Source organism: Conexibacter woesei Iso977N (assembly GCF_000424625.1).
GTDB lineage: Bacteria > Actinomycetota > Thermoleophilia > Solirubrobacterales > Solirubrobacteraceae > Baekduia > Baekduia woesei_A.
Genome location: NZ_AUKG01000001.1, coordinates 792,521 through 817,305 on the forward strand (window position 1 = coordinate 792,521; position 24,785 = coordinate 817,305).

Here is a 24,785-nt window from a genome sequence, read left to right on the forward strand (position 1 = left end):
TATGCACGTCGACTGGGAGCTCGCCGCTCGGATCGCCCGCAGCACGGCCGGGGACGACAGCGCGGGGCCGAGCACCGCGCCGCCGCGGCTGGCGGAGATCGCGACCGCCGCGCGCGACCAGGTCGTCACGGCGACCGGGCTGGAGCCGCGCGGCGAGCTGCCGCCGGCCGAGTGGGTCGACCGCGGTGCCTGGATCGACGCCAACTTGGCGACGATGCGCAAGACGATCGGGCCCGCGCTGGAGGGCGCCGACGGCGCCGAGCCGCCCGCGCCCGGGAGCTTCACGGGGCGGATCCAGCAGGCCGGCGGCGCGGTCGTGGCCGCCGAGATCGGCGGGCTGCTCGGCCTCTTCGCGCGCCGCGTCCTGGGCCAGTACGAGCTCGACCTCACCGATCCGGACGCCCCGCCGCGGCTGCTGCTGGTCGGCCCGAACCTCGACCGCGCGGCGCGCGAGCTGGACGCCGAGCGCGACAACCTGGTCACCTGGGTGACGCTGCACGAGGTCACGCATGCGGTGCAGTTCGGCGCGGTCGACTGGCTACGACCGACGCTCGGCGGCGCGCTGCAGGAGCTGCTGGGCGCGCTCGACACCAGGCTCGACCCGCGCACGCTGCTGAAGACCAACATGGATGACTTGAAGGCGCTGGCCGACTCGGTCCGCGAGGGCGGCCTCGTCGGTGCCGTGATCGGCGCGGAGCGCAAGGCGATCCTGGACCGCGTCCAGGGGACGATGGGGTTGGTTGAGGGCCACGCCGAGTGGGCGATGGACCGCGCGGGGGAGGACGTCGTACGCGACGTCGACGCGCTCCGCGACGCCATGGACCGCCGCCGCGACGACCGCGCCCCACTCTGGCGCATCCTCGACCGCCTCCTCGGCTTCGACCTCAAGCTCAAGCAGTACGCCCAAGGCCGCCAGTTCTGCGACGCGATCGTCGCCGCCCGCGGCGAAGCCGGCCTCCGCGACGCCTGGTCCTCCGCCGACCTGGCCCCGACCTCCGCCGAGCTGGCCGCGCCGTCGTCCTGGCTCCTCCGCACCGAGCCGCCCGCCGCGGCGGCCTAGTCGCGCCCTGGGGGCCACTCGGCGGCCCCGCTGCGCGCCGCCGCCGCTCCTCCCGAGCGGCGACGCACGCATGTTCGAAATGTAACCGTGGCGACGGACGGGTTTACAAACGTGTGTTCGCTGGTATTCTCCATGGCGAACACCGACTTAGATCTAACTTCCTTAGAACGAGGAGCCCACATGCCCGCCCCGCGCAACACCGCCGCCACCACTCGCAAGACCAACGCCACCAGGCGCTCGACCGCTGCCAAGAAGGCCGCTGCCACCCGCGCGTCCAACCAGGCTGCTGAGACGCGCAAGCGCACCGCCGCCGCCAAGAAGGCCGCCGCCACGCGCGCCGAGAACGCCAAGACGCCGCTCGACCGCGCGCAGGACGTCGCCGGCCGCGTCGCCTACGTGCAGGTCGGCGCCGCGCTCGTCGCCCGTGACGCGATCACCGAGGCCGTCGACACCGTCCGCTCCACGCTGGCCTCGCGCGACGCCGTCGAGAAGGAGCTGCAGGTCCGCCGCCAGCGCTTCGAGGCCGAGCTCAAGCGCTTCGAGCGCCGTGGCTCGACCGAGGTCAAGCGCTTCGAGCGCGAGGCCAAGAGGACCCGCACCGACGTGACGAAGAACGTCAAGTCGCTGCGCACCGACGTCACCAAGCAGGTCAAGCCGATCACGTCGCAGGCCGACCTCGTCGCCGCCCGCGCGCAGAACCTGCTCCAGACGGGCCTGACCGCCGGCACCAAGGCCGCCGCCACGGTCCAGGAGCGCGTCGTCTCCACCATCGCCTAAGGGCTCTCCGAGGACATATCTCCTCCCCGGCGCGGGCCGTCCCTCACGGGGCGGCCCGTCGTCATTCCGGGCCCGGGCCCTGCCAGACGAACATCCCCGCCTCGCGCCACCCGCTGAGCCCCAGCTCCGCGACCGCCTCCGCCACGCCCGGGAAGTCCGGGTGGCCGTGGTCGTCGAAGACGACCAGCGCGCCCGGCGCCAGGCGCGGGCGCCACGCGTGCCACTCCTGAAGCGTCGCGTCGCGCGTATGGCTGGAGTCGACGAACAGCAGGTCGACCGGCCCCTCCGCGACGCCGTCCGCCGCCGCGTCCGCACCATCGACCGCCAGCAGCGTCAGCCGCGCGCGGTCGGGCGCGCGCAGCAGGTCCAGGTAGCGCTCGCGGTTGGGCTGGACGACCGGATCGCAGGACACGACCCGCCGCTCCGGGTCGGCGAGCACCAGCGCCGCCGCGGTCCAGCCGGTCGCCGTCCCGAGCTCCACGACGCGCCGCCGGCCGCGCGCCAGGCCCAGCAGCACCGCGACCTGCCGGGGCGACGACGCGCTGCGCAGCGTGAAGCCGTCGTCGCGCGCAAGCGCCTGGCGCAGCGCGCGGGCATGGAACCAGACGACGGCCGGCGGCAGCGCCGGAGCGGCTGCGGCCAGGCGCTGCAGCAGCCGCAGCCGGGTGCGTGTGGTGATCGCGGTGGCATCGGTCCCGCTCGGCATGTCGGCCCAGACGGGCGGCCGCCCGGAAGGTTGCGCACTCCCGCGTGCTCGCCGACATCTGAGTGCCCGCGCAACTTTGCGACAATGTCACGCATGGCCTCACCCTCCCGCGACGAGATCCTCCAGGCGCTCACGGTCGTCATCGACCCCGAGCTGCGCGAGAACATCGTCGAGCTCGGCATGGTTCGCTCGATCGACATCGCCGACGACGGCTCCGTCGCCGTCACCGTGTCGCTGACGACCGCCGGCTGCCCGATCCGCAACCACTTCCAGACCGCGGTCGCCAAGGCCGTGCAGGAGCTGGGCGTCCCGAAGGTCAGCGTGGCCTTCGACGTCCTGAGCGACTCCGAGAGGGCCAACCTCCAGAAGAAGCTCGGCCGTGGCGGCTCGCTGCCGACCGGCGCGCTCGCGCAGGTCGCCAACGTGATCTGCATCGGCTCGGGCAAGGGCGGCGTCGGCAAGTCGACGCTGACCTCCAACCTCGCCGCGGCCCTGGCCGCCGACGGCAAGAAGGTCGGGATCCTCGACGCCGACGTCTGGGGCTACTCGATCCCGCGCATGTTCGGCCTCGGCGGCGACCGGCCGCCGGTCTCGCCCGAGCGCAGGATCCTGCCGCTCGAGGCCCACGGCGTGAAGATCATGTCGATCGGCTTCTTCGTCCAGGAGGACAGCGCGGTCGTCTGGCGCGGCCCGATGCTGCACAAGGCGCTCACGCAGTTCCTGGAGGACGTCGACTGGGGCGAGCTCGACTTCCTGCTCGTCGACCTGCCGCCGGGCACCGGCGACGTCTCGATGACGCTCGCGCAGCTGCTGCCCGACGCCAAGTTCCTGCTCGTCACCACGCCGCAGCCGACCGCGCAGAAGGTCGCGCGCCGTGCCGCCGAGATGGCGCACAAGGTGTCGCTGGACATCGCGGGCGTCGTCGAGAACATGTCCGGCTTCACGACGCCGGACGGCCAGCGCTTCCAGCTCTTCGGCGAGGGCGGCGGCCAGGAGCTGGCCGACGAGCTCGACGTCCCGCTGCTCGGCAAGGTCCCGCTGACGATGCCGCTGCGCGAGCAGGCCGACGCCGGCGCGCCGCTGGTCGGGACCGACCCGGACGACGCCGCCGCGCAGGCGATCCGCCAGGCCGCCCGCGGCCTGATCGCGCTGATGCCGGTCGAGCTGCCGATGATGGCCGCCGCGCCGATCCCGGCCGACGCGCCGGTGCTCGACGTGATCCCGCCGGCCAAGAAGACCAGCGGGATCAGCCTGCCCATGGCCGGCTAGGCCGCGGGCACCTCCCGCAGCCTCCCGGTCTCGACCTCGTAGACGAACCCGCGCACGGACTCCGTGCGCGGGACGAACGGGCTCGCGCGGATCCGCGCGATCGACTGCTGGACGTCCTCGTCGAGATCCGGGAACGCCTCGGCCGCCCACTCGGGCTTGATGCCGGTGTCGTCCTGGATCGAGCGGCGGAAGTCGTCGTCCTTGAACGTGAGCATGCCGCAGTCGGTGTGGTGGATCAGGATGATCTCCTCGGTCCCCAGCAGCCGCTGCGAGATCGCCAGCGAGCGGATCTCGTCGTCGGTGATCACGCCGCCCGCGTTGCGGATGACGTGCGCGTCGCCCTCGCTCAGGCCGAGCAGCGCCTGCGGATCGAGCCGCGCGTCCATGCACGCGACGATCGCGACCTTCTTGGCGGGCGGCAACGGCAGGCCGCCCTTGTCGAAGCGCGCCGCGTAGTCCTCCGCGTTGCGCAGCAGCTCATCGGTGACCGACATGTGGCCTTGCCTCCTCGTTGACGGTGAGGAGGCAAAGCCTACAAAGTCGGTGGAGAAAGCTCTACGGCTTCCTGAAGTAGTCCGCGTTGATCTGGACGAACTTGTTCCACTCGTCCGGGACCTGGTCCTCGGCGAAGCAGGCGTCGACCGGGCAGGCCTCGACGCAGGCGTCGCAGTCGATGCACTCCTCCGGGTCGATGTAGAGCATCTCGACCGAGTCGTAGTCGGGCTCGTCCGGGGTCGGGTGGATGCAGTCGACCGGGCAGACCTCGACGCAGGAGTTGTCCTTGGTGCCGATGCAGGGCTCGGTGATCACGTACGCCATGAAGTTCCTCGTGCGTTTCGAACGGGGGTTGGACGCGGCATTCTGCCAAACGCTCCGCCGAGGTGTTCCCGCGGTCCGTTGGAGCTTCGCTGCGCCAGGAGGGACAGAAGCCATGCACTTCTCCCATCGCGCGCTCATCCCTCCAAACCACCACCACAATGGGCGGTGGCTGAGGGTGACGCACGACATACCGCACATGGCGACGCCACCCATCTCATCGACACATGCTCCCGCCCGGACGACCCGGCGGCGACGCCTCGCGCGCTGGCTCACCGCCCGCGCCGCGTGGCTGATCGCCGACATCGTCGCGATCCTCACCTGCCTGGCGCTCTTCGCCCACGTGCTCCCATAGTCTGCGAGGCAGCTCATGCTGCTGCTCACCGGCGCCACCGGCCTTGTCGGCTCCCGGCTCCTGCGCCGCCTCACCGCTGCGCGCAAGCCCGTCCGCTGCCTGGTCCGCGATCCGCGGCGCCTGGGCGAGGACCGTGTGCGCGTGCAGATCGCGCTCGGCGACCTCGCCGACCCGCCGTCGTTCCGCAACGCGCTGCGCGGCGTGACGACCGTCGTGCACCTCGCGGCCGCGATCCGCGACCAGCCGCGCGGGTCGATCGAGGAGCTCAACGGGATCGCGACGTGGCGGATGGTCCAGGCCGCCGAGGCCGCGGGCGTCAGGCGCTTCATCTTCTTCTCTGCGCTCGGCGCGACCGCCCACGACCGGACGCGCTTCCTGCGCGCCAAGGCGCTGGCGGAGGAGGCGGTCCTGGCCGCCGACCTGGAGTCCGTGATCGTCGCGCCGTCGATCATCTACGCGCCCGGCGACCCGTTCAGCACGCTGCTGTCGCGGATGGCGCTGGCGCCGATCGTCCCGATCAGCGGCAACGGCCGCGCGCGCTACCAGCCGATCTGGGCCGAGGACGTCGCGGAGTGCGTCCTGCCGCTGCTCGGCGCGGTCCGCCCCGGCGAGGACCGCTACGAGCTGGCCGGCCCGGACACGCTGAGCTACACGGAGATCACCGAGCTGCTGCTGGCCGCCGCCGGCCGCCCGCGCCCGCTGCTGCGCGTCCCGACGCCGATCGTGTCCCGGACGCTGCGCGCCACCGAGGCGCTGCTGAAGTCCAAGGCGCCCGCCACATGGGACGAAGCCGAGCTGATGGAGGTCTCCATGCTGACCTCCCGCGGGACCACCGACGCGCAGATCCTGGGCGTCAGGCCGGAACCCATGCGCAGCGTCCTTAAGCTGGACGACTGACTCGCCTGCTAGAGGTGAGGGGAATGCCGTTCCCCACCCCGACCCTGAACTCGCGCGCGGCCGCGCTCCTGGCGGTGCTCGCCCTCGGCGGCGGCGCCGGTGCGATCGCCGGCTGCGGCGGCTCCTCGTCGTCGAGCGACACCACGCAGACCACGCAGTCGACCGCCGACGGCGAGACGAACCCGAACGTCGACAACCCCGCGATCACCGACGAGAGCAGCGAGGCCGTCCCGGCCTCGACCGACGCGCCCGGCTCGACCGCCACGCCCGGCGGGACGTCGACCGTCCCCGGCGGCTCGCCCTCGGGCTCGCCCACGTCGACCGCCAAGACGACCACGACGCCGCCGGCCACCGGTGGCAACGCGGCGCCCGAGGACAACGTCAGCGGCGGCACCTCCGGCGACGACGACAACACGTCGACCAACACCACCAACAACGGCGGGACCTCGACGTCGACCACGAAGTCCAGCGGCTCCTCGTCCGCCGGCCAGGACCCCGACTGCAAGCCCGGCACCGGCCCCGGCCAGGCCGACCCCCAGTGCGAGCCCGTCGACGGGCCCGACTCGAACGACGAAGGCTAGGCGCGAGGTGCAAGTCGTCTGGCCCCCACATAGTGGGGGTGAGACGACTTGCACCGGCCGAGCGGCCTACAGGTCCGGGCGGCGGTCCGTCCAGTCGTTGGCCTCCTCGAGTTGGGCGGCGAGCGCGAGCAGCGCGCCCTCCTGCGCGGGCTGGCCGATGAACTGGACGCCGAGCGGCAGGCCGTCGTCGCGCTGGAAGAGCGGCAGCGAGATCGCCGGCTGGCCGCTGATGTTGCACGGCGGCGTGTACGGCGTGAACAGCGCGCTGCGCGTGAACGCGCCGAGCGGGTCGCTCTCGTCCTGCGGGTTGAGCGTCCCCAGCGGCAGCGGCGCCTCGGCCAGCGCGGGCGTCATCAGGACGTCGTACTGATCGACGAACGTGACGAGCTCACGCCCGACGCCGTGCAGCTGGAAGTTCGCCAGCAGCGCGTCGACCGAGTTGATGCCCTTGCACAGCTCGTACAGCGCCCACGACAACGCCTCCATGTCGCCGGCCGTCGCCTCGCGCCCCGCGATCATCTCCGCGAGCCTGATCTGCGTGCAGACCGCGGGCCCGAACGACGCGGTGAAGACCGCCGACAGCTCCGGCCGCGACCACGGCGGGTCGGCCTCGACGACCTCGTGACCCAAGGACTCCAACAACGCCGCGGCGTCCTGCACGGCCTGGATCGCGACCGGGTCGATCGGCGCGTCCGGGACCGGCGACAGCGACGTCATCGCGATCCGCAGCTTGCCGGGCGTGCGGCCCGCGGACGCCGCGAACGCCTCGGCCGGCGGCGCCGCCCAGCTCATGTCGCCCAGCGCCGGCCCGTGCAGCACGTCGAGCACCTCGGCGGTCTCGCGCACGCTGCGCGTCAGGACGCCGTCGCTGACCAGGAAGATCTCGCCCGCCTCCGGCGCCGTCGAGATCCGGCCGCGCTGCGGCTTGAGCCCGACCAGCCCGCAGCACGCCGCCGGGATCCGCGTCGAGCCGCCGCCGTCGTTGGCGTGCGCGATCGGGACCATCCCGGACGCGACCGCCGCCGCGCTGCCGCCGCTGGAGCCGCCCGGCGTCCGCGACTGGTCCCACGGGTTGCGCGTCGCGCCGAAGCGCGCGGTCTCGGTGGTCGGCAGGATGCCCCACTCCGGCAGCGTCGTCGTGCCGACGACGATGAAGCCCGCGGCCTTCAGGCGCAGCACGACGTTGTGGTCGTAGGGCGCGACGAAGTCGCCGATCAGGTTCGCGGCGAACGTCAGCCGCCGGCCCGCGACCGCGCGGTTGTTCTTGATCGCGATCGGGACGCCCGCGAACGGCCGCGGGTCGCCGGGCCTGATCTGATCGGCCTCGGCGAGCGCGTCCTCGCCGAACACGTCGACGAACGCGTTGAGCGTGGGGTTGAGGGCCTCGATCCGGTCGAGGGAGGCCTGGACGAGCTCGCGCGCGGTCAGCTCGCCCGACCGCACCATCGCGGCGAGCTCGTGGACAGGGCGGAACAGGAGATCGGCGCCGGCGGCGGTGGACATGGGGCGGACACTAACGGCGGTGTCCAGACACGCGCCCCGCGTAGTAACCACATGGCAACATGTCATGTGGTTACATGTCGGCCGTGCCCGACCGCGACCTCCCCGAGGAGCTCGTCCTCCCGCTCGCCACCGGCGAGCCGTGGTGGTACTGGTCCGGCGGGCGCCCGGCGGTCGACCTCGTCAACACCCACCGCGAGCGCTGGCGCCGTGGCGTCGAGACGCTCGTCACGCCCGACGACCTCACGACCTGGCTGGTTCGCGCCGGCGTGATGGACCACCCGGAGCCCGTGACCGCCACGGTCCTCGAGCAGGCGCGCGAGCTGCGCGAGGCGATCGACGCGCTGCTGGTCGCCGCGATCGCCGGGACGCCCGCCGCGCCGCCGCCCGCCGCGATCGCGCTGGTCGACGAGTGGCTCGCGTTCGCGGGCACGCGCCCGCAGCTCGTCATCGACCCGGCGACCGGCGCGCCCCTGCTGGCCGAGCGTGCCGCCGCCGACTCGCCGCGCCGCGCGCTGGGCATGATCGCCCTCGACGCCGCGCAGATGCTCGGCACCCCCGCGCAGAGCGCGCGGATCCGGATCTGCGCGAGCGAGACGTGCTCCGGGCGCTTCTTCGACCGCTCGCCGGGCGGCCGCCGCCGCTGGTGCTCGATGCGCACCTGCGGCAACGCGACCAAGGCGCGCCGCCACCGCGAGCGCCAGCGCGCAACAACAACAACTTCAACAACGAGCAAGGACTAGGAGAACTCAGAGATGAGCACCACCATCGAAGGCGTGCAGTCGGGCCTGGAGGGCGTCGTCGCGTTCGCGACCGAGATCGCCGAGCCCGACAAGGAAGGCGGCGCGCTGCGCTACCGCGGCGTGGACATCGAGGACCTCGTCGGCACCGTCCCCTACGAGAAGGTCTGGGGCCTGCTCGTCGACGGCGACTTCGACCCGGGCCTGGCGCCCGCCGAGCAGCACCCCTTGACGATCCGCAGCGGCGACCCGCGCGTCGACGTCCAGGCGGCGATCGCCGCGCTGGCGCCCGAGTGGGGCCTGCAGCAGCTGATCGACATCAGCGACGAGCAGGCGCGCACCGATCTTGCCCGCGCCTCGGTCATGGCGCTGTCGTTCGTAGCGCAGTCCGCGCGCGGCCTCGGCAAGCCGTGGGTCCCGCAGGCGACGATCGACGAGGGCAGCACGCTCGCCGAGCGCTTCCTGCTGCGCTGGCGCGGCGAGGCCCACCCGGACCACGCCAAGGCGGTCGACGCCTACTGGATCTCCGCCGCCGAGCACGGCATGAACGCCTCGACGTTCACCGCCCGCGTCGTCGCCTCGACCGGCGCCGACGTCGCCGCCGCGCTGTCGAGCGCGATCGGCGCGCTCTCCGGCCCGCTGCACGGCGGCGCGCCGTCGCGCGTCCTGAAGATGCTCGACGAGGTCGAGCAGCTCGGCGACGCCGACAAGTGGGTCAAGGACGCGCTGGACCGCGGTGAGCGGCTGATGGGCTTCGGCCACCGCGTCTACCGCGCCGAGGACCCGCGCGCCCGTGTCCTGCGCCGGACCGCGAAGGACATCGGGTCGGCCCGCTTCGAGGTCGCCGAGGCGCTGGAGCAGGCCGCGCTCGCCGAGCTCAAGGCCCGCCGCCCGGACCGCGTCCTGGCGACGAACGTCGAGTTCTGGTCCGCGGTCGTCCTCGACACCGCCGAGGTCCCGCCGGAGCTGTTCACCTCGATGTTCACCTGCGCCCGCGTCGCGGGCTGGTCGGCGCACATCCTGGAGCAGAAGCGCGAGGCGCGCCTGATCCGCCCGACCGCGAAGTACGTCGGCCCGGGCCCGCGGCCCGTCTCCGAGGTCCCGGGCGCCTAGCGGCGCGCCGGCCGGACCATCTCGCACCGGCGCCCGGGGAGACCCGGGCGCCAGCACCTGCGGAAGAGGCTGCGCGACCTATATGTGTGGGTCGGCGCAGCTTGCGCGGGTCGATGGTCCAGCGCACGACCAACCGTAGACGAACACACAGCTATGTGCAAATCGACACTTGTGTGTATCGGAAACCGCGCAGTGGTGCTGCGTGTTTATGAACGGTGTGAGGGCGCAGCACGGCCAGCGGCACTCTTGACATTCTGGTCAGTATCCGGATACCGTCCAGTATCTGATGGCTGCCACGACCGCCGAAGCGCCCGCACCGCCGCCGCCTCCCGCCGCCGCTCCGAGGCACGCCGGCCTCCCGCCGCGGATCAGGATGCCGATGCCGATCCAGACGCTCGGCTGGCTCAGCCGCCCGTTCCCGTTCATCGAGCGGGCCCGCGCCAGGTACGGCGACACGTTCCGGATGGACCTCGGCCGCGACGAGTTCGTCGTCATGACCGACCCCGCCGACATCAAGCAGGTCTTCACCGGCGACCCGGCGATCTACCACGCCGGGATCAGCAACATCATCTTGCTCCCGTTCCTGGGATCCAAGTCGGTGTTGTTGCTCGACGGCGCCCAGCACCTCAGTCAGCGGCGCCTGCTGCTGCCGCCGTTCCACGGCGAGAAGATGCGCCGCCACGTCGACCTGATGACCGAGATCGCCGAGCGCGACGTCGCCGCGTGGCCGCGCGACGTGCCGTTCAGGGCGCACCCGCGGATGCAGGGCGTGACGCTCGAGGTGATCATGCGGATCGTCTTCGGCATCGACGAGGGCGACCCGCTGCTCACCCAGCTGCGCACGAACCTCCGGACGTTCCTCGACGCGTCGGTCGACGGCAGGGTCATGCGCAAGCTGCTCTTCCACGGCCCGGTCAAGGCGGACAACAAGCGGATCTTCGCCGCCGTGCTGGACCCGATGAACGCGACGATCCAGAAGGTCATCGCCCAGGCCAAGCGCCGCGACGACCTCGAGGATCGCGACGACGTGTTGTCGATGTTGTTGCTCGCGCGCCACGAGGACGGCACGCCGATGGACGACACCGAGCTGCGCGACGAGCTCGTCACGCTGCTGGTCGCCGGCCACGAGACGACCGCGACCGCGCTCGCCTGGGCGCTGGAGCGCCTGACCCGCCACCCGGACGCGCTGGAGCGCCTGACGGCCGAGGTGCGGGAGGGCAAGTCGGAGGAGTACGTCGACGCCGTGATCCGCGAGACGCTGCGGCTGCGCCCGGTGATCCCGTTCGTCGGCCGCAAGCTCCAGGAGCCGCAGACGATCGGCGGCTGGGACCTGCCCGCGGGCGCCAGGGTCGCGCCGTCGATCCACTTGATGCACCGCCGCGCCGACATCTATCCCGACCCGGCGGCGTTCAAGCCCGAGCGCTGGCTCGGCGTGCGACCCAACCCCTACACCTTCCTGCCGTTCGGCGGCGGCATCCGCCGCTGCCTCGGCGCCAGCTTCGCGGAGACCGAGATGCGCGCCGTGCTCGGCGCGATCGTCCGCAACGTGAGCCTACGGCCCGCAGCCCCCGTGTCCGAGCGTGTCGGCCGTCGGGTCATCACGCTCGTTCCGGGGCGCGGGGCTGAGATCATCGCCTCGTGAGCGAACCGCAGCGCCTGACCCGCAAGGAGCGCCAGGAGCACACGCGCAGGTGCCTGCTGGAAGCGGCGGGCCGCGTGTTCGCCAGGCGCGGCCTGGTCCAGGCGTCGGTCGACGAGGTCGCCGCCGACGCCGGCTTCACGAAGGGCGCGGTGTACGCGAACTTCGGGTCCAAGGAGGCGCTGTTCCTGGAGATGCTCGACGAGCGCTTCGCTCGGCGGCTGCAGGACATGGAGCGCGCGATGTCCACCGACGAGCCGCCGGAGATCCAGGCGCGCACCGCCGGCCGCGACTTCGTGGACTTCCTGGGCAGCGACCCGGACTGGCAGCGCCTGTTCGTCGAGGCCGCGCTGCACGCGTCGCGTGACGAGGCGTTCCGGGTCAAGCTCAGCGCGCACTACGCGACGATGCGCGAGCGCATGGCGGACCTGCTGCGCGCGCGCTCGGAGACCGGCGGCTTCGATCCCGGCGTGCCGTTCGACCAGCTGGCCGCGATGATCGTGGCGATGGCCAACGGCGTGGGCTTCGAGCGCCTGGTCGCGCCGGAGGCGGTGCCGGACGACCTGTTCTCCACCATGTTGGAGATCTTCGCCCTGGGCGCGGCGGCGCGCGCGGGTCAGGCCAGCGCGACCTGATCGCCGACGCGCACGGTGCCGAGGACACCGTCCCCGCCCACCCGCGCGTTGATCCCGAACAGCCCGCGGTGCTCGCGCGTGAGCCACTTGAGGATGTTGGGGTCCTTGACCTGTGTGTCGGGGTCGCGCGTCGGGATCACGCAGCGCTCGCACGGATGCAGGAGGTCGAGCGCGACGTCGCCGACGCGGAGCGAGCGGCCCTCCCAGGACTCCTCGGCATACGGCGGCGTGTCGTCGTCGAGGACGACGTGGATGTTGGTGCGGAACCGGCGCAGGTCCAGCGCGCGGCCGAGTTCCCGCGCCACCGCGTCGAGCGTCGCCTGGGTCGTGACCAGGATGGAGTTGTTGAGGTCCTGCATCAGCGCGAGGTCGCGCTTGAGCGTGACCTCGCGCCCGAGGTCGTCGCTCAGCGCCGCCGGCAGGTCCGGGTCGTCCCAGCGGAACACGGTCCCGTCGGGCGCGGTCAGGACCGGCAGCGGGACGTCGTCGGTGCTCAGCGCCCCGCCCGGCGTGCCGGCGTAGGACGCGTGCCAGCGCAGCATCCCCGGCACCTGGCGCACGGTCAGCCGCCGCGGCGCGCCCTTGAACGTGTCGTACAGCGCGTGGGCGCGGTCGCCGGCGACCCCGCGCGCGTCGAGGTTCAGCGCGTCGGCGTCCTCGCCGCCCAGCGACTTGACGGGCCAGCGATGCAGCGAGGTCACGGTTCCGGACGGCACCATCCGTAATGTAGAAGGCGCGTGCCCAGGCTTCTCGTGACCGGTGCCACTGGCGATCTCGGCGGCGTCGTCGTACGTCGCGCTGCCGCGGACGGGTGGGACGTGACCGGCTGGGCGGGCCGCGCCGCGCTCGACATCCGCGACGCGGCGGCGGTCGGCGCCGGGATGCGCGCGGCCGCGCCGGACGCGGTGATCCACACCGCCTACGTGCAGGGCGACGGCGCGCACGCGGTCAACGCGGACGGCTCGGAGCACGTCGCGCGCGCGGCGGCCGCGGTCGGCGCGCGGCTCGTGCACGTCTCCAGCGACGCGATCTTCGACGGCTCGCTCGGCCGGCCACTGCGCGAGGAGGACGTCGTCTCGCCGGTCACGCCCTACGGCGCGACCAAGGCCGAGGCCGAGGCGCGCGTGGCGCTCGCCGCGCCGGACGCGGTGCTGGTCCGGACGTCGCTGATCTACGCCGGGCCGCCCGCCGAGCCGACCGCGCAGGAGCGCACGCCGCTGGCCGTCGCGCGCGGCGAGAGCGACATGATGTTCTACTCCGACGAGATCCGCAGCGCCGTCCAGGTCGACGACCTCGCGGCCGCGCTGCTGGAGCTGGCGAGCCTCGACTGGGCCGGGCCGCTGAACGTCGCGGGCGCCGACGCGGTCTCGCGCCTGGAGCTGGCGCGCCTGATCGTCGCCGCGCGCGGGCTGGACCCGGACCGCTTGCGCGGCGCGCCCGCGCCGCCGTCGCGGCCGAGGGACTGCGCGCTCGACGTCGCCCGCGCGCAGGCGCTCCTGGGCACACCCCTGCGCGGTGCCCTTGCAGCGCTCGCTCCGGCCGAGCGCTGACGCGCCAGCCTGTCAGGGGTCTGCCACCGCGACTGATGAGCGATCCCGCGCGCGCCGAACCATGAGGCGTGCCCTCCTCCGCCTCCGCACGCGGCCGCCTGCCGCGTGCCACCCTCGCCGTCAAGCTCTTCGGCCTCTCCGGTGCGCTGCTCGCCGTGCTCGCGATCGTGACGCTCGTCGCCGTCCACGGGATCGACAGCGTCTCCAGCGACACGCAGGCGGAGTACACGAAGTCGGTCGAGCCGCTGCGCAACCTCGGCGACGCGCGCGGCACGTTCAACCTCAACCGCGCGCTCGCCTTCAAGCACCTGCTGGTCAGGACCGACGCCGACCGCGCGGAGCTGGCCAAGACGATCGCCGCCAACGCGGCCACCGTCGACAACGAGCTGGCGCTGGTCCGCCCGACGCTCGTGCGCCCCGCCGCCAAGCGCGACTTCGCGCAGCTGGAGGCCGCGATCGACAAGTACAACACGTCGCGCGACCGGATGCTGGCGCTCTCGGACGCCGGCCGCACCGACGCGGCGTTCACGCTCTCGGTCGACAAGACCACGCCGATCGGCAACACGGTCACCGCCGAGTTCGAGGCGCTGTTCGCCTCCAAGGCCGACCTCGGCAAGGCGACCGCCGCGTCCGCCGCCGACCGCGCGTCGTCGGTCAAGCGCACGGTCCTGGTCCTGCTCGTCCTCGCGCTGCTGGCGGGCGCGGCCGCGTCGTTCGTGATCGTCCGCGGCGTGCGCCGCACGGTCGCCGACGTCGTCGACCGCCTGGCGATGCTGCGCGACAACTGCACCCGCGACCTGCGCGGCGCGCTCGGCGGGCTCGCCGAGGGCGACCTGACCCGCACGGTCACGCCGGTCACGCCGCTGATCACGCGCCTGCCCGCCGACGAGCTGGGCGACGTCGCCCGCGCCGTCAACGAGGTCCGCGACAACACGGTGGCGTCGGTCGAGGCCTACAACTCGTCGCGCGCCGCGCTGTCGGAGCTGCTGGGCGAGATGACCGCCGCCGCCTCCGACGTGTCCGCCGCGTCGCGCCAGATGGCCTCGACGTCGGGTGAGACCGGCCGTGCCGTCAACGAGATCTCCTCCGCGATGGAGCACGTCGTCGAGGGCGCCGAGCGCCAGGTCCGGGCGGTCAACTCGACCGCCGGCACGATCGACGAGGTCGCGCGCGCGTCCGCCGAGAGCGCGTCGCAGGCGCAGGAGACCGCGCGGGCCGCGACCGACGCGCGCCGCGTCGCCGCCGAGGGCGGGGCGTCGGTGGCCGAGGCGACCGAGGCGATGGCCGCCGTGCGCAACGCCTCGGCGCAGGCGACCGAGGCGATCCGCCAGCTCGGCGCCAAGTCGGCCGAGATCGGCGGGATCGTGGACGCGATCACCGGGATCGCCGAGCAGACCAACCTGTTGGCCTTGAACGCCGCCATCGAGGCGGCGCGGGCCGGGGACCAGGGCCGGGGCTTCGCGGTCGTCGCCGACGAGGTCCGCAAGCTGGCCGAGGAGTCGCAGACCGCCGCAGCCTCGATCTCGTCGCTGATCGGCGAGATCCAGGACGAGACCGCGCGGGCCGTGACCGTCGTCGAGGACGGCGCGACGCGGACCGAGCAGGGCACCAGGACCGTCGAGGACGCCCGCGCGGGCTTCACCGCGATCGACGCGTCGGTGAGCGACATGGTCGCGCGGGTCGAGGCGATCGCCGAGTCGGTCGGCGGGATCGCCGGCAGCGCCGAGGCGATGCGCGAGGAGATCGCGGCCGTGTCCGCCGTGGCCGAGCAGACGTCGGCGTCGTCCGAGCAGGTCAGCGCGTCGACCCAGGAGACGTCCGCCTCCACCACCGAGATCGCGACCGCCGCGGCGTCGCTGGCCGACACCGCCGGCCGGCTCGAGGCGCTGGCCTCCCGCTTCACGACCGAGCGATAGTCCCGGTCCGCCCATCTGCCAGGATGGGCGCATGGCCAACGATGGACCCGTGACGATCGACGCCGACGCCCTGCTCGGGACCCGGGCGGTGGAGGCCGCCGTGTCGGCGCTCGCCGGGCGCAACCGCCACCACCTCGCGAGCATGACGCCCGAGGAGCAGGTCGAGGCGGCCAACCACTGGCGCGAGCTCGCCGTCGAGGTGCTGTCCGCCGCGCGCGAGGCGCTGACCGGTGGCGGCGGGATCCCCGAGGGCTCGGGCCGCGCCGTCATCGTCCTCGAGGACTCCGGCGGTGAGGAGGTCAACGTCCACGTCACCTTCGCGCCCCAGCTCGAGGAGCTGCAGGACGGCTCGATCGCCGGTACGCCCGCCCAGCTCGCCGCCATGTCGCTCCTGGAGTCGATCGCCGGCGGCGACGACGGCGGCCACGGGCACTCGCACGACGACGACGGCGGCCACGGCCACTCGCACGACTAGCGCGTCGCGCTGATCCAAGTCGTCCTGCCCCCGATATGTGGGGGCGAGACGACTTGGATGCTGCTAGGCGGTCATCTCCGCGGCGGTCGGTGGGCTGGAGCCGGCGCGCTCGCAGGTGCGGGCGGCGACGGTGACGGCGAAGGTGGCGGCGGCGTGGAGCGTCGCTGCTTCGCCGTCGTAGCGGGAGAGGAGGGCGCCGAGGAAGGCGTCGCCCGCGCCGATGGTGTCGACGAGGTCGATGCGCGGCGCGGGGATCGCCAGCGGCTCGGCGTCGCCGGCGACGATCAGCGCGCCTTCTGCGCCGAGGGTCACGACGCCGGCCGCTCCGGGCGCGAGCAGGTCGCGCATCGCGGTCGCGGGTGCGGTGCCGGGGCGGAGGTAGGCGAGGTCGGCGTCGCTGGCCTTGACGAGGTCGGCGCGCGCGAGGATCCGGTCCAGGCGGGCGCGGTAGGCGGCCTCGTCGGCGATCGCGACCGGGCGGCAGTTGGGGTCGACCGCGACCATCACGTCCTCCGGCGTCGCGGCGACGAGCGCCTCCAGCGTCGAGGCCGACGGCTCGAAGACGAGCCCGAGCGTCCCGACGCACAGCACCGCGGCGTCGTCCGGCAGCGCCGCCTCGGTCAGGCCCGGCGCCGACGTGCCCTCCACGTAGAAGCGGTACGTCGCCACGCCCGCGTCGTCGAGCTCGACGAGCGCGAGCGTCGTCGGGTCCTCGGTGCTGACCACGGCGTCGAGCCCGACGCCATCGTCCGCCAGCGCCGCGCGCAGCTGCCCGCCGAAGCGATCGGTCGAGAGCCGCCCGAGGAACCGCGCGTCCGCGCCCAGCCGCGCCGCCGCCCGCGCCGCCGTGAACGGCCCGCCGCCGATCAACGGCACCAGCTCGCCACCCGCGCCGAACGCCAGGTCCACCAACGCCTCACCCGCGAAGACGATCGCTCCTGCCGCCACGTGCTGCTCCTTCACCGTCGTCTTGATAGCGCTATCAAGCGGAGTCTAATGCGCGGCGAGGACGAGCGAGCCGACGATCATCGAGGCGGCGTTGGAGCCGGCGGCGATCGCGTTGGCGACACTGGGCATCATGCCCGCCGCGTCGCCCGCGGCGGCGAGGCCGGTCTGCATCGGGTTGGCGACGATCGCGTCGGCGTGCAGCGGCGTGACCTCGCTCGACAGCTCGGCGCCGAGCTGCGCGGCCAGGGGCGAGCGCTGGTGCAGCGTCACCGGCACGAGCATGCCCTCGCACGCCTTCGTCGTCCCGTCGCCGAGCGTCGCGACGCCGTCGCCGAAGCGCGCCAGCGGCTGCGTCTCGACCGCGATCCCGCGCGACCAGACGTCGTCGAGCTGCTCCGGCGTCAGGTCGTCGTCCTCGCCGTTGACGTACAACGTGACGTCGTCGCTCCACTGCCTCAGCAGCAGCGCGCGGTGGTGCCCGGAGCCGCCGCCGGCGAGCACGCCCAGCGGCCGGTCGCGGTGCTCCCACCCGTGGCAGAACGGGCAGTGGAAGACGTCGTGGCCCCACGCCTCGGCGAAGCCGGGAACGTCCGGGTGGTTGTAGGTCATGCCCGTCGCCAGCAGGACGCGCCTCGCCCGCACCTCGGCGCCGCCGGCGAGCGTCAGCGCGAACACGCCGTCCTCGCCGCGCGCGCCGCCGGTGACGCTGCCGTCGCGCAGCTGCACCGCCTCGTACCCGCCGACCTCGGCACGCGCCTGCGCGTAGAACGCGGCGGGCGGCGACTGGTCGGCGCCGAGCAGGCCACCGATGCCCGTCGAGGCCAGGTTGCTCTGCTGGCCGGCATCGACCACCAGCGTCTTCACGCGCGCGCGGCCCAGGACCAGCGCGGCGCTCAGCCCCGCGGCCCCGGCGCCGACCACGACGCAGTCGTACGTCTCGTATTCCATAGGAGACACGGTGGCGCACTCGCAACAGATTGCCAAGTCCGTTTGCCATACTGGCAAACCATGGACAACCCCGAGACCGTCGACGCCCGCGCCCGCCGCCGCCTGCGCGAGCTCCGCGCCGAGCGCGGCCTGACCCTGCAGCAGGTCGCGCAGCGCGCCGCGATCGACGTCTCGACGCTCAGCCGTCTGGAGTCCGGCAGGCGCCGCCTAGCGCTCGACCACATCCCGTCGCTGGCCCGCGCGCTCGGCGTGAGCACCGACGACCTGCTCGGATCGGCACCCGCGCCCGACCCGCGCGTGCCCCACCGCAGGGCCCACAACGTGGACGGCATGATGATGTGGCCGCTGACCCACGACGACTCGCCCGGCGGGATCAAGGCCTACAAGTTCCGGATCGCCAACCGCCGCCGCGTCCCGCCGGACCCGCTGCCGGTCCACGAGGGCCAGGAGTGGATCTACGTCATGTCCGGCAGCCTGCGCCTCAGGCTCGGCGACGACGAGTTCACGATCAGGCCCGGCAATGCCGCCGAGTTCTCGACGCTGACCCCGCACTGGTTCGGTGCGATCGACGGCCCCGTCGAGCTGATCGCCCTCTTCGGCCCCCAGGGCCAGAGAGTCCACATCCACTCGGCCTAGGCCGGGCGCGCGATGCGGAAGAGCTCCCGGACCACGGCGTACTCGTCGCGGTAGCCGCAGCGGGCGATCGGCTGCATCGCCGCGGTGTCGACCTGCCCGCGCGCGTCGACGAAGCGCTCGTCGATGTGGACACCTACAACTTGCCCGAACACCACGTGGCGGTCGACGTCGGCGCCGGCCAGGTCGCTCAGCGACAGCGTCTGCGTCACGCGGCACTCCAGCGCGACCGGCGCCTCGGCGACGCGCGGCACGCCGACGATCCGCGACGGCGCCAGCGACAGCCCGGCGTGCGCGAACTCGCTCTCGCCGCCGGCCAGCTCGGCGCTCGTCGCGTTCATCGCCTCGCGCAGCTCCCACGTCGGCAGGTTCCACACGAACTCCCGCGTCGCGTGCGCGTGCGTCGCGCTGTGCTTCATCCCCGCGCTGGAGAACATCAGGATCGGCGGCGTGTCGCAGGCCGCGTTGAAGAACGAGTACGGCGCGAGGTTCGGCACGCCCTCGCCGTCCACCGTCGAGATCCACCCGATCGGCCGCGGCGCGACGAGCGCCTTGAACGGATCGTGCGGGAGCAGCTCCCGGTCGCGCGCCTGCGGCTCGTAGAAGATCACGCCCCGCAGTATCCACCGCAACAACGACGAAGGGCCCGGCAAACGCCGGGCCCTTCGCCTACAACAAGCTTCGCCGTGAGGCGATGCCTACATCATGCCGCCCATGCCGCCCATGTCGGGCATGCCGCCGCCGGCGCCCGCGGGCTCCGGGATCTCGGCGACGATGGCCTCGGTGGTGAGGATGTTCTTCGCGATCGACGCGGCGTTCTGCAGCGCGGAGCGCGTGACCATCGCCGGGTCGATGACGCCGTCGGCGACGAGGTCGACGATCTCACCGGTCGCGGCGTTCAGGCCCCAGCCCTTCTTGGCCTTGCGGACCTCCGAGACGACGACGGAGCCCTCGAGGCCCGCGTTCTCGGCGATCTGGCGCAGCGGCTCCTCGAGCGAGCGCAGGATGATGCGGGCGCCGGTGCGCTCGTCCTCGTCCTCGATCGCGTCGGCGGAGACGTTGGCGGAGGCCTGCAGCAGCGCGACGCCGCCGCCCGGGACGATGCCCTCTTCGAGCGCAGCGCGGGTCGCCTGGAGGGCGTCCTCGACGCGGTGCTTCTTCTCCTTCATCTCCGTCTCGGTGGCCGCGCCGACCTTCACGACGGCGACGCCGCCGGAGAGCTTGGCGAGGCGCTCCTGGAGCTTCTCGCGGTCGAAGTCGGAGTCGGTGGACTCGACCTCGGCCTTGATCTGGTTGATGCGGCCCTTGATCGCCTCGAGGTCACCGGCGCCATCGACGATGGTGGTGTTGTCCTTGGCGACGACCACGCGGCGGGCACGGCCCAGCTGCGAGATCTGAGTGTTCTCCAGCTTCAGGCCCATCTCCTCGGTGATGACCTCGCCACCGGTGAGGATCGCGATGTCCTCGAGCATGCGCTTGCGGCGGTCGCCGAAGCCCGGCGCCTTGACCGCGACACCGGTGAAGGTGCCACGCAGCTTGTTGACGACGAGCGTCGCGAGGGCCTCGCCCTCGACGTCCTCGGCGATGATGAGGATCGGCTTGCCCGACTGGATGACCTGCTCCAGGACCGGCAGCACGTCGCGGACGGAGCCGATCTTCTGGTTGGCGATGAGGATGTACGGATCCTCGAGGACGGCCTCCATGCGCTCCTGGTCGGTGACCATGTACGGGGAGACGTAGCCCTTGTCGAACTGCATGCCCTCGGTGAACTCGAGGTCCATGCCGAAGGTCTGGCCCTCTTCGACGTTCACGACGCCGTCCTTGCCGACCTTCTCGATCGCGTCGGCGATGACGTCGCCGATCTCCTCGTCGCCGGCCGAGATGGTGGCCACGCGAGCGATCTGCTCCTTGCCCTGGACGGGCTTGGACAGCTTGCGGATGTTGTCGACGATCTGGTTGACCGCGGTCTCGATGCCCCTCTTCAGGCCGAGCGGGTTCGCACCAGCGGTGACGTTCTTCAGGCCGTTGCGGACGATGGCCTGGGCCAGGACCGTCGCGGTCGTCGTGCCGTCGCCGGCGACGTCGTTGGTCGCCGTGGCGACCTCGCGGACGAGCATCGCGCCCTGGTTCTGGAAGACGTCCTCGACCTCGATCTCACGAGCGATCGTGACACCGTCGTTCGTGATCGTGGGGGCGCCGAACTTCTTGTCGAGCACGACGTAGCGGCCCTTCGGGCCGAGCGTGACCTTGACCGCGTTGGCAACGGCGTCGACGCCGGCCTCGAGGGCCCTGCGGGCCTCCGCGTTGTACTTCAGTTCCTTGTGAGCCATAAGTTCTCCTACTTCTCGACCTTGGCGAGGACGTCGGACTCGCGAAGGACCAGCAGGTCCTCGCCGTCGACCTTGATCTCGGTGCCGCCGTACTTGCTGTAGAGGACCGTGTCGCCCTTGGCGACATCGAGGGGGATGCGCTTCTCCCCGTCCTCGTCGAAACGACCGTCGCCGACAGCGAGGACCTCGCCCTTCTGCGGCTTCTCCTTGGCGGTGTCGGGGAGGACGAGACCGGAAGCGGTCGTCTCCTCCTCGTCGATTGCCCGCACGATCAAACGATCGCCGAGGGGCTTGAGCTTCATGTGTGGTGACCTCCGTTGAGGTGACGGACAGGGCTTGCTGACTGAGACTTCTGCGCGGATTTGGCACTCGCGTAGGGCGAGTGCCAGCGCGCTTGAAATCGATAGTAGCGGGTCGGATCGGGTCGTCAAGCCTTCGTTGGCACTCTTCACATCTGAGTGCCAAGGACTCAGCCATGTGTCGAGCACGGAGGCGGTCCGGCTGATGGTGCGGCCCCGAACCGACGATACCTCGCGCATGGAGCCAAAAGGCCTGCGTACCGGGCACATCGTGGCGCTGGCGGGTGCGGTCGTCGCGCTGCTGTCGCTGTTCCGCCCGTGGTACGAGATCCGGATTCCGGACGAGGTCCTGCAGATGTTCGGCAGCGGCGGCCGGCTCGGGAGCGACCCGGGCCTGCTCGGCCAGCTCTCGCGCGGGGTGGCCGCGTCGCTGCCGTCGTCGATCTCCGCGTCGGGCTGGAAGGAGCTCGCCGGCGCCGACGTCGCGCTCTGCGCGGGCGCCGTCGGCACGGTCGCGCTGGTGCTCGCCGCGGCGGGCGCGTTCGGCGCGGGCATCCGGGTCGAGGGCCGCGCCGCCGGGAGCGCGGTCGCGGCGATCGGCGCGACCGCGCTGGTCGTCGTGCTCGCGCACATCGTCCACAAGCCGGGCGCGGGCAGCGCGCTCAGCGACGCCATCCAGCTGCGCTCCGGGATCTGGATGGCGCTGGCCGGATCGGTCGCGATGCTCGCCGGCGGCCTGATGGCGGCCGGCGACGAGGCCGCGCCCGCGCGCGGCGGCGCGACCTCGTCCGGCGGCTTCGCCCGCCTGGAGCCCGAGCTGCCACCGGTCTTCGCCGAGGGCGGCTCGGTCCCGCCGCCGCCGGCCGCCTACTAGGCCTCCTCCTCCCGCGGGGTGCGCGGGAGGAGGAACACGAGCGCCATGCCGGCCACGGCGATCGCCGAGACCAGCAGCGCGACGTGCTCGAGGCCGGCGACGTAGCCGGGCTTGGGCAGCGCGCCGAAGAAGACCGTGCCGAGCACGGCGATCCCGATCGCCGAGGCGAGCTGCTGGAGCGCGTTGAGGATCCCGGAGGCCGAGCCGACCTCGTCGTCGGCGACCGCCGCGAGGACGAAGCCGAACAGCGAGCCGGCGACGAAGCCGACGCCGATCCCGGCGACCAGCAGCGGCCCGGCGAGCTGCAGCGCCGTCACCGCCATCTGCTGCGCGTCGAGCACCGCGTAGGTCCCGAGCACGCCGGCGACCAGCAGCGCGAAGCCCGCGTGCAGGACGTGGCGGCCGAAGCGCGGGGTCAGGACCGCGCCGGCCAGGCCGGCGCCGATCGCCAGGCCGAGGCAGACCGGGCCGAGGCTGAGGCCCGCGTGGCTGGCGCTGTAGCCGAGCCCGAGCTGCAGGAACAGCGTGAGCGCGAGCATCAGGCCGCCGAAGGCGCCGAAGAACAACATGATGATGCCCATGCCGCCGCTGAACGCGCGCTTGGCGAAGAGGCCCATCGTGACGAGCGGGTCGCGGCCGGCCTTGACGCGGCGGCCCTGCTGCCAGGTGAACAGGCCCAGGACGACGAAGCTCGAGGCCATCATGATGAACGTCCACGGCGCCCAGTCGGCCTCGCGGCCCTGCATCAGCGGGTAGACGAGCAGGCCCGCGGCGGCGGCGACGAGCACCGCGCCGAGCCAGTCCATCCGGGTCGCGCCGGTCGTCTTGGACTCCGGGAGGATCCGGATCGACCCGATCAGCGCGAGGATCCCGAGCGGCAGGTTGATGAGGAACACCAGGCGCCAGCCGGTCCCGAAGAGGTTGGCGTCGACGAGCGCGCCGCCGACGATCGGGCCGAACACGGCGCTGAGGCCGATGATCGGGCCGAAGATGCCGAAGGCCTTGTTGAGGTCCTCGGTCGAGAACGCCGAGTGCAGGATCCCGAAGCCCTGCGGGATCATCAGCGCGGCCGCGAGGCCCTGGAGCAGGCGGAACGCGATCAGCACCTCGGTGCTCGGCGCGAGGCCGGACAGCAGCGAGCTGATCGTGAAGAGCACGATGCCGATCGTGAACAGGCGGCGGCGGCCATAGAGGTCGCCGAGGCGGCCGCCGATGACGAGGCCGACGGCGAGCGCCAGCGCGTAGCCGCCGACGATCCACTGCAGCGACGTCGTGCTCGCGCCGAGGTCGGTGCGGATCGTGGGTGCGGCGACGTTGACGATCGTGCCGTCGAGCAGGTCCATGATCTCGACGACGAGGACGACGGCGAGGATCAGCCAGCGGCGCGGGTGGCTGGTGCGCTTGGGCGCTTGCTCGGGGGTGGCGAGCGGGTCGGGTGGAGCTTCGACGGTGGTGGACATCGGGGACCTCGATTCGTGCGGGGAGGAGAGGGGTCTCGAACACCGTTATCGGCAATGCGAACGGTGTTCTGAAGTACGAACACTGTTCTAGCGTAAGATCACTGTTCGTGTCAAGCGACGAGTCCTTCCCCGTCCCCCCGTGGTCCGCGGCCGCGACCCGCGGCCGCGCGGCCTCCGCGACCGAGTCGGCGCCCGCCAAGGCGCCGCTCACGCGCGTCGCGATCGTCGCCGCGGCGTTGGAGCTGCTGGACGCCGACGGCCTCGACGGCGTCTCGATGCGCCGCGTCGCGCAGAAGCTGGAGACCGGGCCCGCGTCGCTCTACCAGCACGTCGGCAACAAGGACGAGCTGCTGGAGGCGGTCCTGGACCGCGTCTGCGCGGCGATCGACGTCCCGGCGCCCGGGGCCGGTCCCGACGGCTGGCAGGAGCCGCTGAAGGAGCTGCTGCGCCGGATGCGCAAGGTCATCGGCGCCCACCAGGACTTGGCCTACATCATGCTCGGGCGGGTCCCGACCGGCCCCAACGCGCTGGCCGGCGCCGAGGGCATGCTCGCGATCCTCGACGCGGGCGGCATCACGGGCCGGCTCGCCGCGCAGACGGTCGACCTGCTCGCGCTGTTCGTCGCCTCGGTCACCTACGAGGACGCGATCCGGCGCCGGCTGATCGGCACAGTGCAGGAGGCCGAGGTCTACGTCGAGCAGGTCGGCGCCTACCTGCGGGCGCTGCCCGGCGACCGCTTCCCGATGCTCAACCGGCTGGCCGACGTGCTCACCACGTTCGACGAGGACACCGAGGACGCGGGCTTCGAGTTCGCGCTCGACGTCCAGATCCGCGGGATCGCGGCGCTCGCCGCGCAGGCGCGCGCCGCCGGCTAGGCGCTGTCGCGCGCGGCGCGGCGTGCGGCCGCGGCCTGGCGGACCGCCTCGGCCAGCGCCTCGGCGTTGGCCGCCTTGCTGACGTGCCCGTCGGCGCCCGCCTCGCGGGCCTCGCCGGCCAGGTCCTCGTCGGGCATGCCGGAGACCAGCAGGATCGCGGCGTCCGGGAGCGTCTCGCGCACGTGGTGCAGCACCTGCATCGAGTGCTCGGGCTGCGGCAGCAGCCGGTCGAGGATCACGACGTCCGGCGCGGTCGCCGTGACCTGCGCGATCGCCTCGGCGGCGGAGCGGACGGCGCCGACGACCTCGATGTCGTCGTGGGCCTCCAGCCATGCCGCGGCCAGCGTCCCGAACCCGACCGAGTCGTCGGCGATGTAGACGCGGAGCAC

At 72.7% G+C, this 24,785-nt stretch carries 28 protein-coding genes; 16 read left to right on the forward strand and 12 right to left on the reverse strand.

The window, feature by feature from the left end; all coding sequences use genetic code 11:
• Position 1 precedes the first annotated feature (1 nt).
• Positions 2-1,060, forward strand: a complete 1,059-nt coding sequence (locus tag H030_RS29080; RefSeq protein WP_051221638.1) for a zinc-dependent metalloprotease — start codon at positions 2-4, stop codon at positions 1,058-1,060.
• Between the two features lie 180 nt (positions 1,061-1,240).
• Positions 1,241-1,837, forward strand: a complete 597-nt coding sequence (locus H030_RS0103890; RefSeq protein WP_027005159.1) for a hypothetical protein — start codon at positions 1,241-1,243, stop codon at positions 1,835-1,837.
• Between the two features lie 61 nt (positions 1,838-1,898).
• On the opposite strand, the gene H030_RS36280 is transcribed toward H030_RS0103890, so the two are convergent.
• Positions 1,899-2,543, reverse strand: a complete 645-nt coding sequence (locus H030_RS36280) for a class I SAM-dependent methyltransferase (RefSeq protein WP_027005160.1) — start codon at positions 2,541-2,543, stop codon at positions 1,899-1,901.
• A 93-nt stretch (positions 2,544-2,636) separates the two neighbouring features.
• On the opposite strand from H030_RS36280, the gene H030_RS29090 reads away from it, so the two are divergent.
• A complete protein-coding gene (locus tag H030_RS29090; protein ID WP_081690487.1) occupies positions 2,637-3,812 on the forward strand; it encodes an Mrp/NBP35 family ATP-binding protein in 1,176 nt (391 codons plus the stop codon).
• On the opposite strand, the gene H030_RS0103905 is transcribed toward H030_RS29090, so the two are convergent.
• Entirely contained in the window at positions 3,809-4,306 is a 498-nt protein-coding gene (locus H030_RS0103905; protein WP_027005161.1) for a beta-class carbonic anhydrase, read from the reverse strand. The genes H030_RS29090 and H030_RS0103905 overlap by 4 nt on opposite strands.
• Before the next feature lie 61 nt (positions 4,307-4,367).
• Positions 4,368-4,631: a 4Fe-4S dicluster domain-containing protein gene (locus H030_RS0103910; RefSeq protein WP_027005162.1), complete on the reverse strand. Its 264-nt coding sequence runs from the start codon at positions 4,629-4,631 to the stop codon at positions 4,368-4,370.
• 196 nt (positions 4,632-4,827) lie between these two features.
• On the opposite strand from H030_RS0103910, the gene H030_RS0103915 reads away from it, so the two are divergent.
• Genes H030_RS0103915 through H030_RS0103925 form a run of 3 tightly spaced genes read left to right on the forward strand, consistent with a single transcriptional unit; the run spans position 4,828 to position 6,461 of the window.
• On the forward strand, positions 4,828-4,983 hold the full coding sequence (locus H030_RS0103915; protein ID WP_155891822.1) for a hypothetical protein: 156 nt from the start codon (positions 4,828-4,830) through the stop codon (positions 4,981-4,983).
• A 15-nt stretch (positions 4,984-4,998) separates the two neighbouring features.
• Entirely contained in the window at positions 4,999-5,880 is an 882-nt protein-coding gene (locus tag H030_RS36285) for an NAD(P)H-binding protein (protein ID WP_051221640.1), read from the forward strand.
• 23 nt (positions 5,881-5,903) lie between these two features.
• Positions 5,904-6,461, forward strand: a complete 558-nt coding sequence (locus H030_RS0103925; protein ID WP_027005164.1) for a hypothetical protein — start codon at positions 5,904-5,906, stop codon at positions 6,459-6,461.
• Positions 6,462-6,527: 66 nt separating this feature from the next.
• Here H030_RS0103925 and H030_RS0103930 read toward each other — a convergent pair whose 3' ends face one another.
• Positions 6,528-7,964, reverse strand: a complete 1,437-nt coding sequence (locus H030_RS0103930; protein WP_035125834.1) for an amidase — start codon at positions 7,962-7,964, stop codon at positions 6,528-6,530.
• Between the two features lie 83 nt (positions 7,965-8,047).
• On the opposite strand from H030_RS0103930, the gene H030_RS29100 reads away from it, so the two are divergent.
• From H030_RS29100 to H030_RS0103950, 4 genes are all read left to right on the forward strand, one after another.
• Positions 8,048-8,704, forward strand: coding sequence for a CGNR zinc finger domain-containing protein (locus tag H030_RS29100; RefSeq protein WP_231398355.1), 657 nt, complete (start codon positions 8,048-8,050; stop codon positions 8,702-8,704).
• Positions 8,705-8,716: 12 nt separating this feature from the next.
• The gene (locus H030_RS0103940; RefSeq protein ID WP_027005166.1) at positions 8,717-9,814 is read left to right on the forward strand and encodes a citrate synthase 2; all 1,098 of its coding nucleotides are present in this window, start codon (positions 8,717-8,719) and stop codon (positions 9,812-9,814) included.
• A 286-nt stretch (positions 9,815-10,100) separates the two neighbouring features.
• The gene (locus H030_RS0103945; protein WP_196808985.1) at positions 10,101-11,456 is read left to right on the forward strand and encodes a cytochrome P450; all 1,356 of its coding nucleotides are present in this window, start codon (positions 10,101-10,103) and stop codon (positions 11,454-11,456) included.
• Positions 11,453-12,088, forward strand: coding sequence for a TetR/AcrR family transcriptional regulator (locus H030_RS0103950; RefSeq protein ID WP_027005168.1), 636 nt, complete (start codon positions 11,453-11,455; stop codon positions 12,086-12,088). Before H030_RS0103945 ends, H030_RS0103950 begins: the two co-directional genes overlap by 4 nt.
• Here H030_RS0103950 and H030_RS0103955 read toward each other — a convergent pair.
• Complete coding sequence (locus H030_RS0103955) at positions 12,070-12,804, reverse strand: MOSC domain-containing protein (RefSeq protein WP_196808986.1); 735 nt, start codon at positions 12,802-12,804, stop codon at positions 12,070-12,072. The two genes, H030_RS0103950 and H030_RS0103955, sit on opposite strands and share 19 nt — an antisense overlap.
• A gap of 21 nt (positions 12,805-12,825) precedes the next feature.
• Here H030_RS0103955 and H030_RS0103960 point away from each other — a divergent pair, with 21 nt between their 5' ends.
• The 3 genes from H030_RS0103960 to H030_RS0103970 all read left to right on the forward strand — a co-directional run bounded on the left by H030_RS0103960 (position 12,826) and on the right by H030_RS0103970 (position 16,029).
• Positions 12,826-13,638, forward strand: a complete 813-nt coding sequence (locus tag H030_RS0103960; protein ID WP_027005170.1) for an SDR family oxidoreductase — start codon at positions 12,826-12,828, stop codon at positions 13,636-13,638.
• A gap of 68 nt (positions 13,639-13,706) precedes the next feature.
• Positions 13,707-15,554 carry a methyl-accepting chemotaxis protein gene (locus H030_RS0103965; RefSeq protein WP_027005171.1) on the forward strand — a complete coding sequence of 616 codons (1,848 nt, stop codon included), beginning with the start codon at positions 13,707-13,709 and terminating at the stop codon, positions 15,552-15,554.
• Positions 15,555-15,585: 31 nt separating this feature from the next.
• Entirely contained in the window at positions 15,586-16,029 is a 444-nt protein-coding gene (locus H030_RS0103970; RefSeq protein WP_027005172.1) for a hypothetical protein, read from the forward strand.
• Positions 16,030-16,092: 63 nt separating this feature from the next.
• On the opposite strand, the gene H030_RS0103975 is transcribed toward H030_RS0103970, so the two are convergent.
• Together H030_RS0103975 and H030_RS0103980 are read right to left on the reverse strand one after the other, a co-directional pair.
• A complete protein-coding gene (locus H030_RS0103975) occupies positions 16,093-16,992 on the reverse strand; it encodes a PfkB family carbohydrate kinase (protein WP_051221647.1) in 900 nt (299 codons plus the stop codon).
• Between the two features lie 30 nt (positions 16,993-17,022).
• Positions 17,023-17,925: an NAD(P)/FAD-dependent oxidoreductase gene (locus H030_RS0103980; protein ID WP_027005174.1), complete on the reverse strand. Its 903-nt coding sequence runs from the start codon at positions 17,923-17,925 to the stop codon at positions 17,023-17,025.
• A gap of 60 nt (positions 17,926-17,985) precedes the next feature.
• Here H030_RS0103980 and H030_RS0103985 point away from each other — a divergent pair, with 60 nt between their 5' ends.
• Positions 17,986-18,561 (forward strand): helix-turn-helix domain-containing protein, encoded by a 576-nt coding sequence (locus H030_RS0103985; RefSeq protein WP_027005175.1) that lies wholly within the window; start codon positions 17,986-17,988, stop codon positions 18,559-18,561.
• Here H030_RS0103985 and H030_RS0103990 read toward each other — a convergent pair.
• The 3 genes from H030_RS0103990 to groES all read right to left on the reverse strand — a co-directional run bounded on the left by H030_RS0103990 (position 18,558) and on the right by groES (position 21,190).
• Entirely contained in the window at positions 18,558-19,169 is a 612-nt protein-coding gene (locus tag H030_RS0103990) for a flavin reductase family protein (RefSeq protein ID WP_196808987.1), read from the reverse strand. The two genes, H030_RS0103985 and H030_RS0103990, sit on opposite strands and share 4 nt — an antisense overlap.
• 87 nt (positions 19,170-19,256) lie before the next feature.
• Positions 19,257-20,888, reverse strand: a complete 1,632-nt coding sequence (groL, locus tag H030_RS0103995; protein WP_027005177.1) for a chaperonin GroEL — start codon at positions 20,886-20,888, stop codon at positions 19,257-19,259.
• A gap of 8 nt (positions 20,889-20,896) precedes the next feature.
• Positions 20,897-21,190 carry a co-chaperone GroES gene (gene groES / locus H030_RS0104000; protein WP_027005178.1) on the reverse strand — a complete coding sequence of 98 codons (294 nt, stop codon included), beginning with the start codon at positions 21,188-21,190 and terminating at the stop codon, positions 20,897-20,899.
• Positions 21,191-21,425: 235 nt separating this feature from the next.
• On the opposite strand from groES, the gene H030_RS0104005 reads away from it, so the two are divergent.
• Entirely contained in the window at positions 21,426-22,061 is a 636-nt protein-coding gene (locus H030_RS0104005) for a hypothetical protein (protein WP_155891823.1), read from the forward strand.
• Here H030_RS0104005 and H030_RS0104010 read toward each other — a convergent pair.
• Positions 22,058-23,521 carry an MFS transporter gene (locus H030_RS0104010; protein ID WP_027005180.1) on the reverse strand — a complete coding sequence of 488 codons (1,464 nt, stop codon included), beginning with the start codon at positions 23,519-23,521 and terminating at the stop codon, positions 22,058-22,060. The genes H030_RS0104005 and H030_RS0104010 overlap by 4 nt on opposite strands.
• Before the next feature lie 107 nt (positions 23,522-23,628).
• Between H030_RS0104010 and H030_RS0104020 the strand changes: the two genes are divergently transcribed.
• Positions 23,629-24,396, forward strand: coding sequence for a TetR/AcrR family transcriptional regulator (locus H030_RS0104020; RefSeq protein WP_051221649.1), 768 nt, complete (start codon positions 23,629-23,631; stop codon positions 24,394-24,396).
• On the opposite strand, the gene H030_RS0104025 is transcribed toward H030_RS0104020, so the two are convergent.
• Positions 24,393-24,785: a response regulator transcription factor gene (locus H030_RS0104025; RefSeq protein WP_027005182.1), complete on the reverse strand. Its 393-nt coding sequence runs from the start codon at positions 24,783-24,785 to the stop codon at positions 24,393-24,395. The genes H030_RS0104020 and H030_RS0104025 overlap by 4 nt on opposite strands.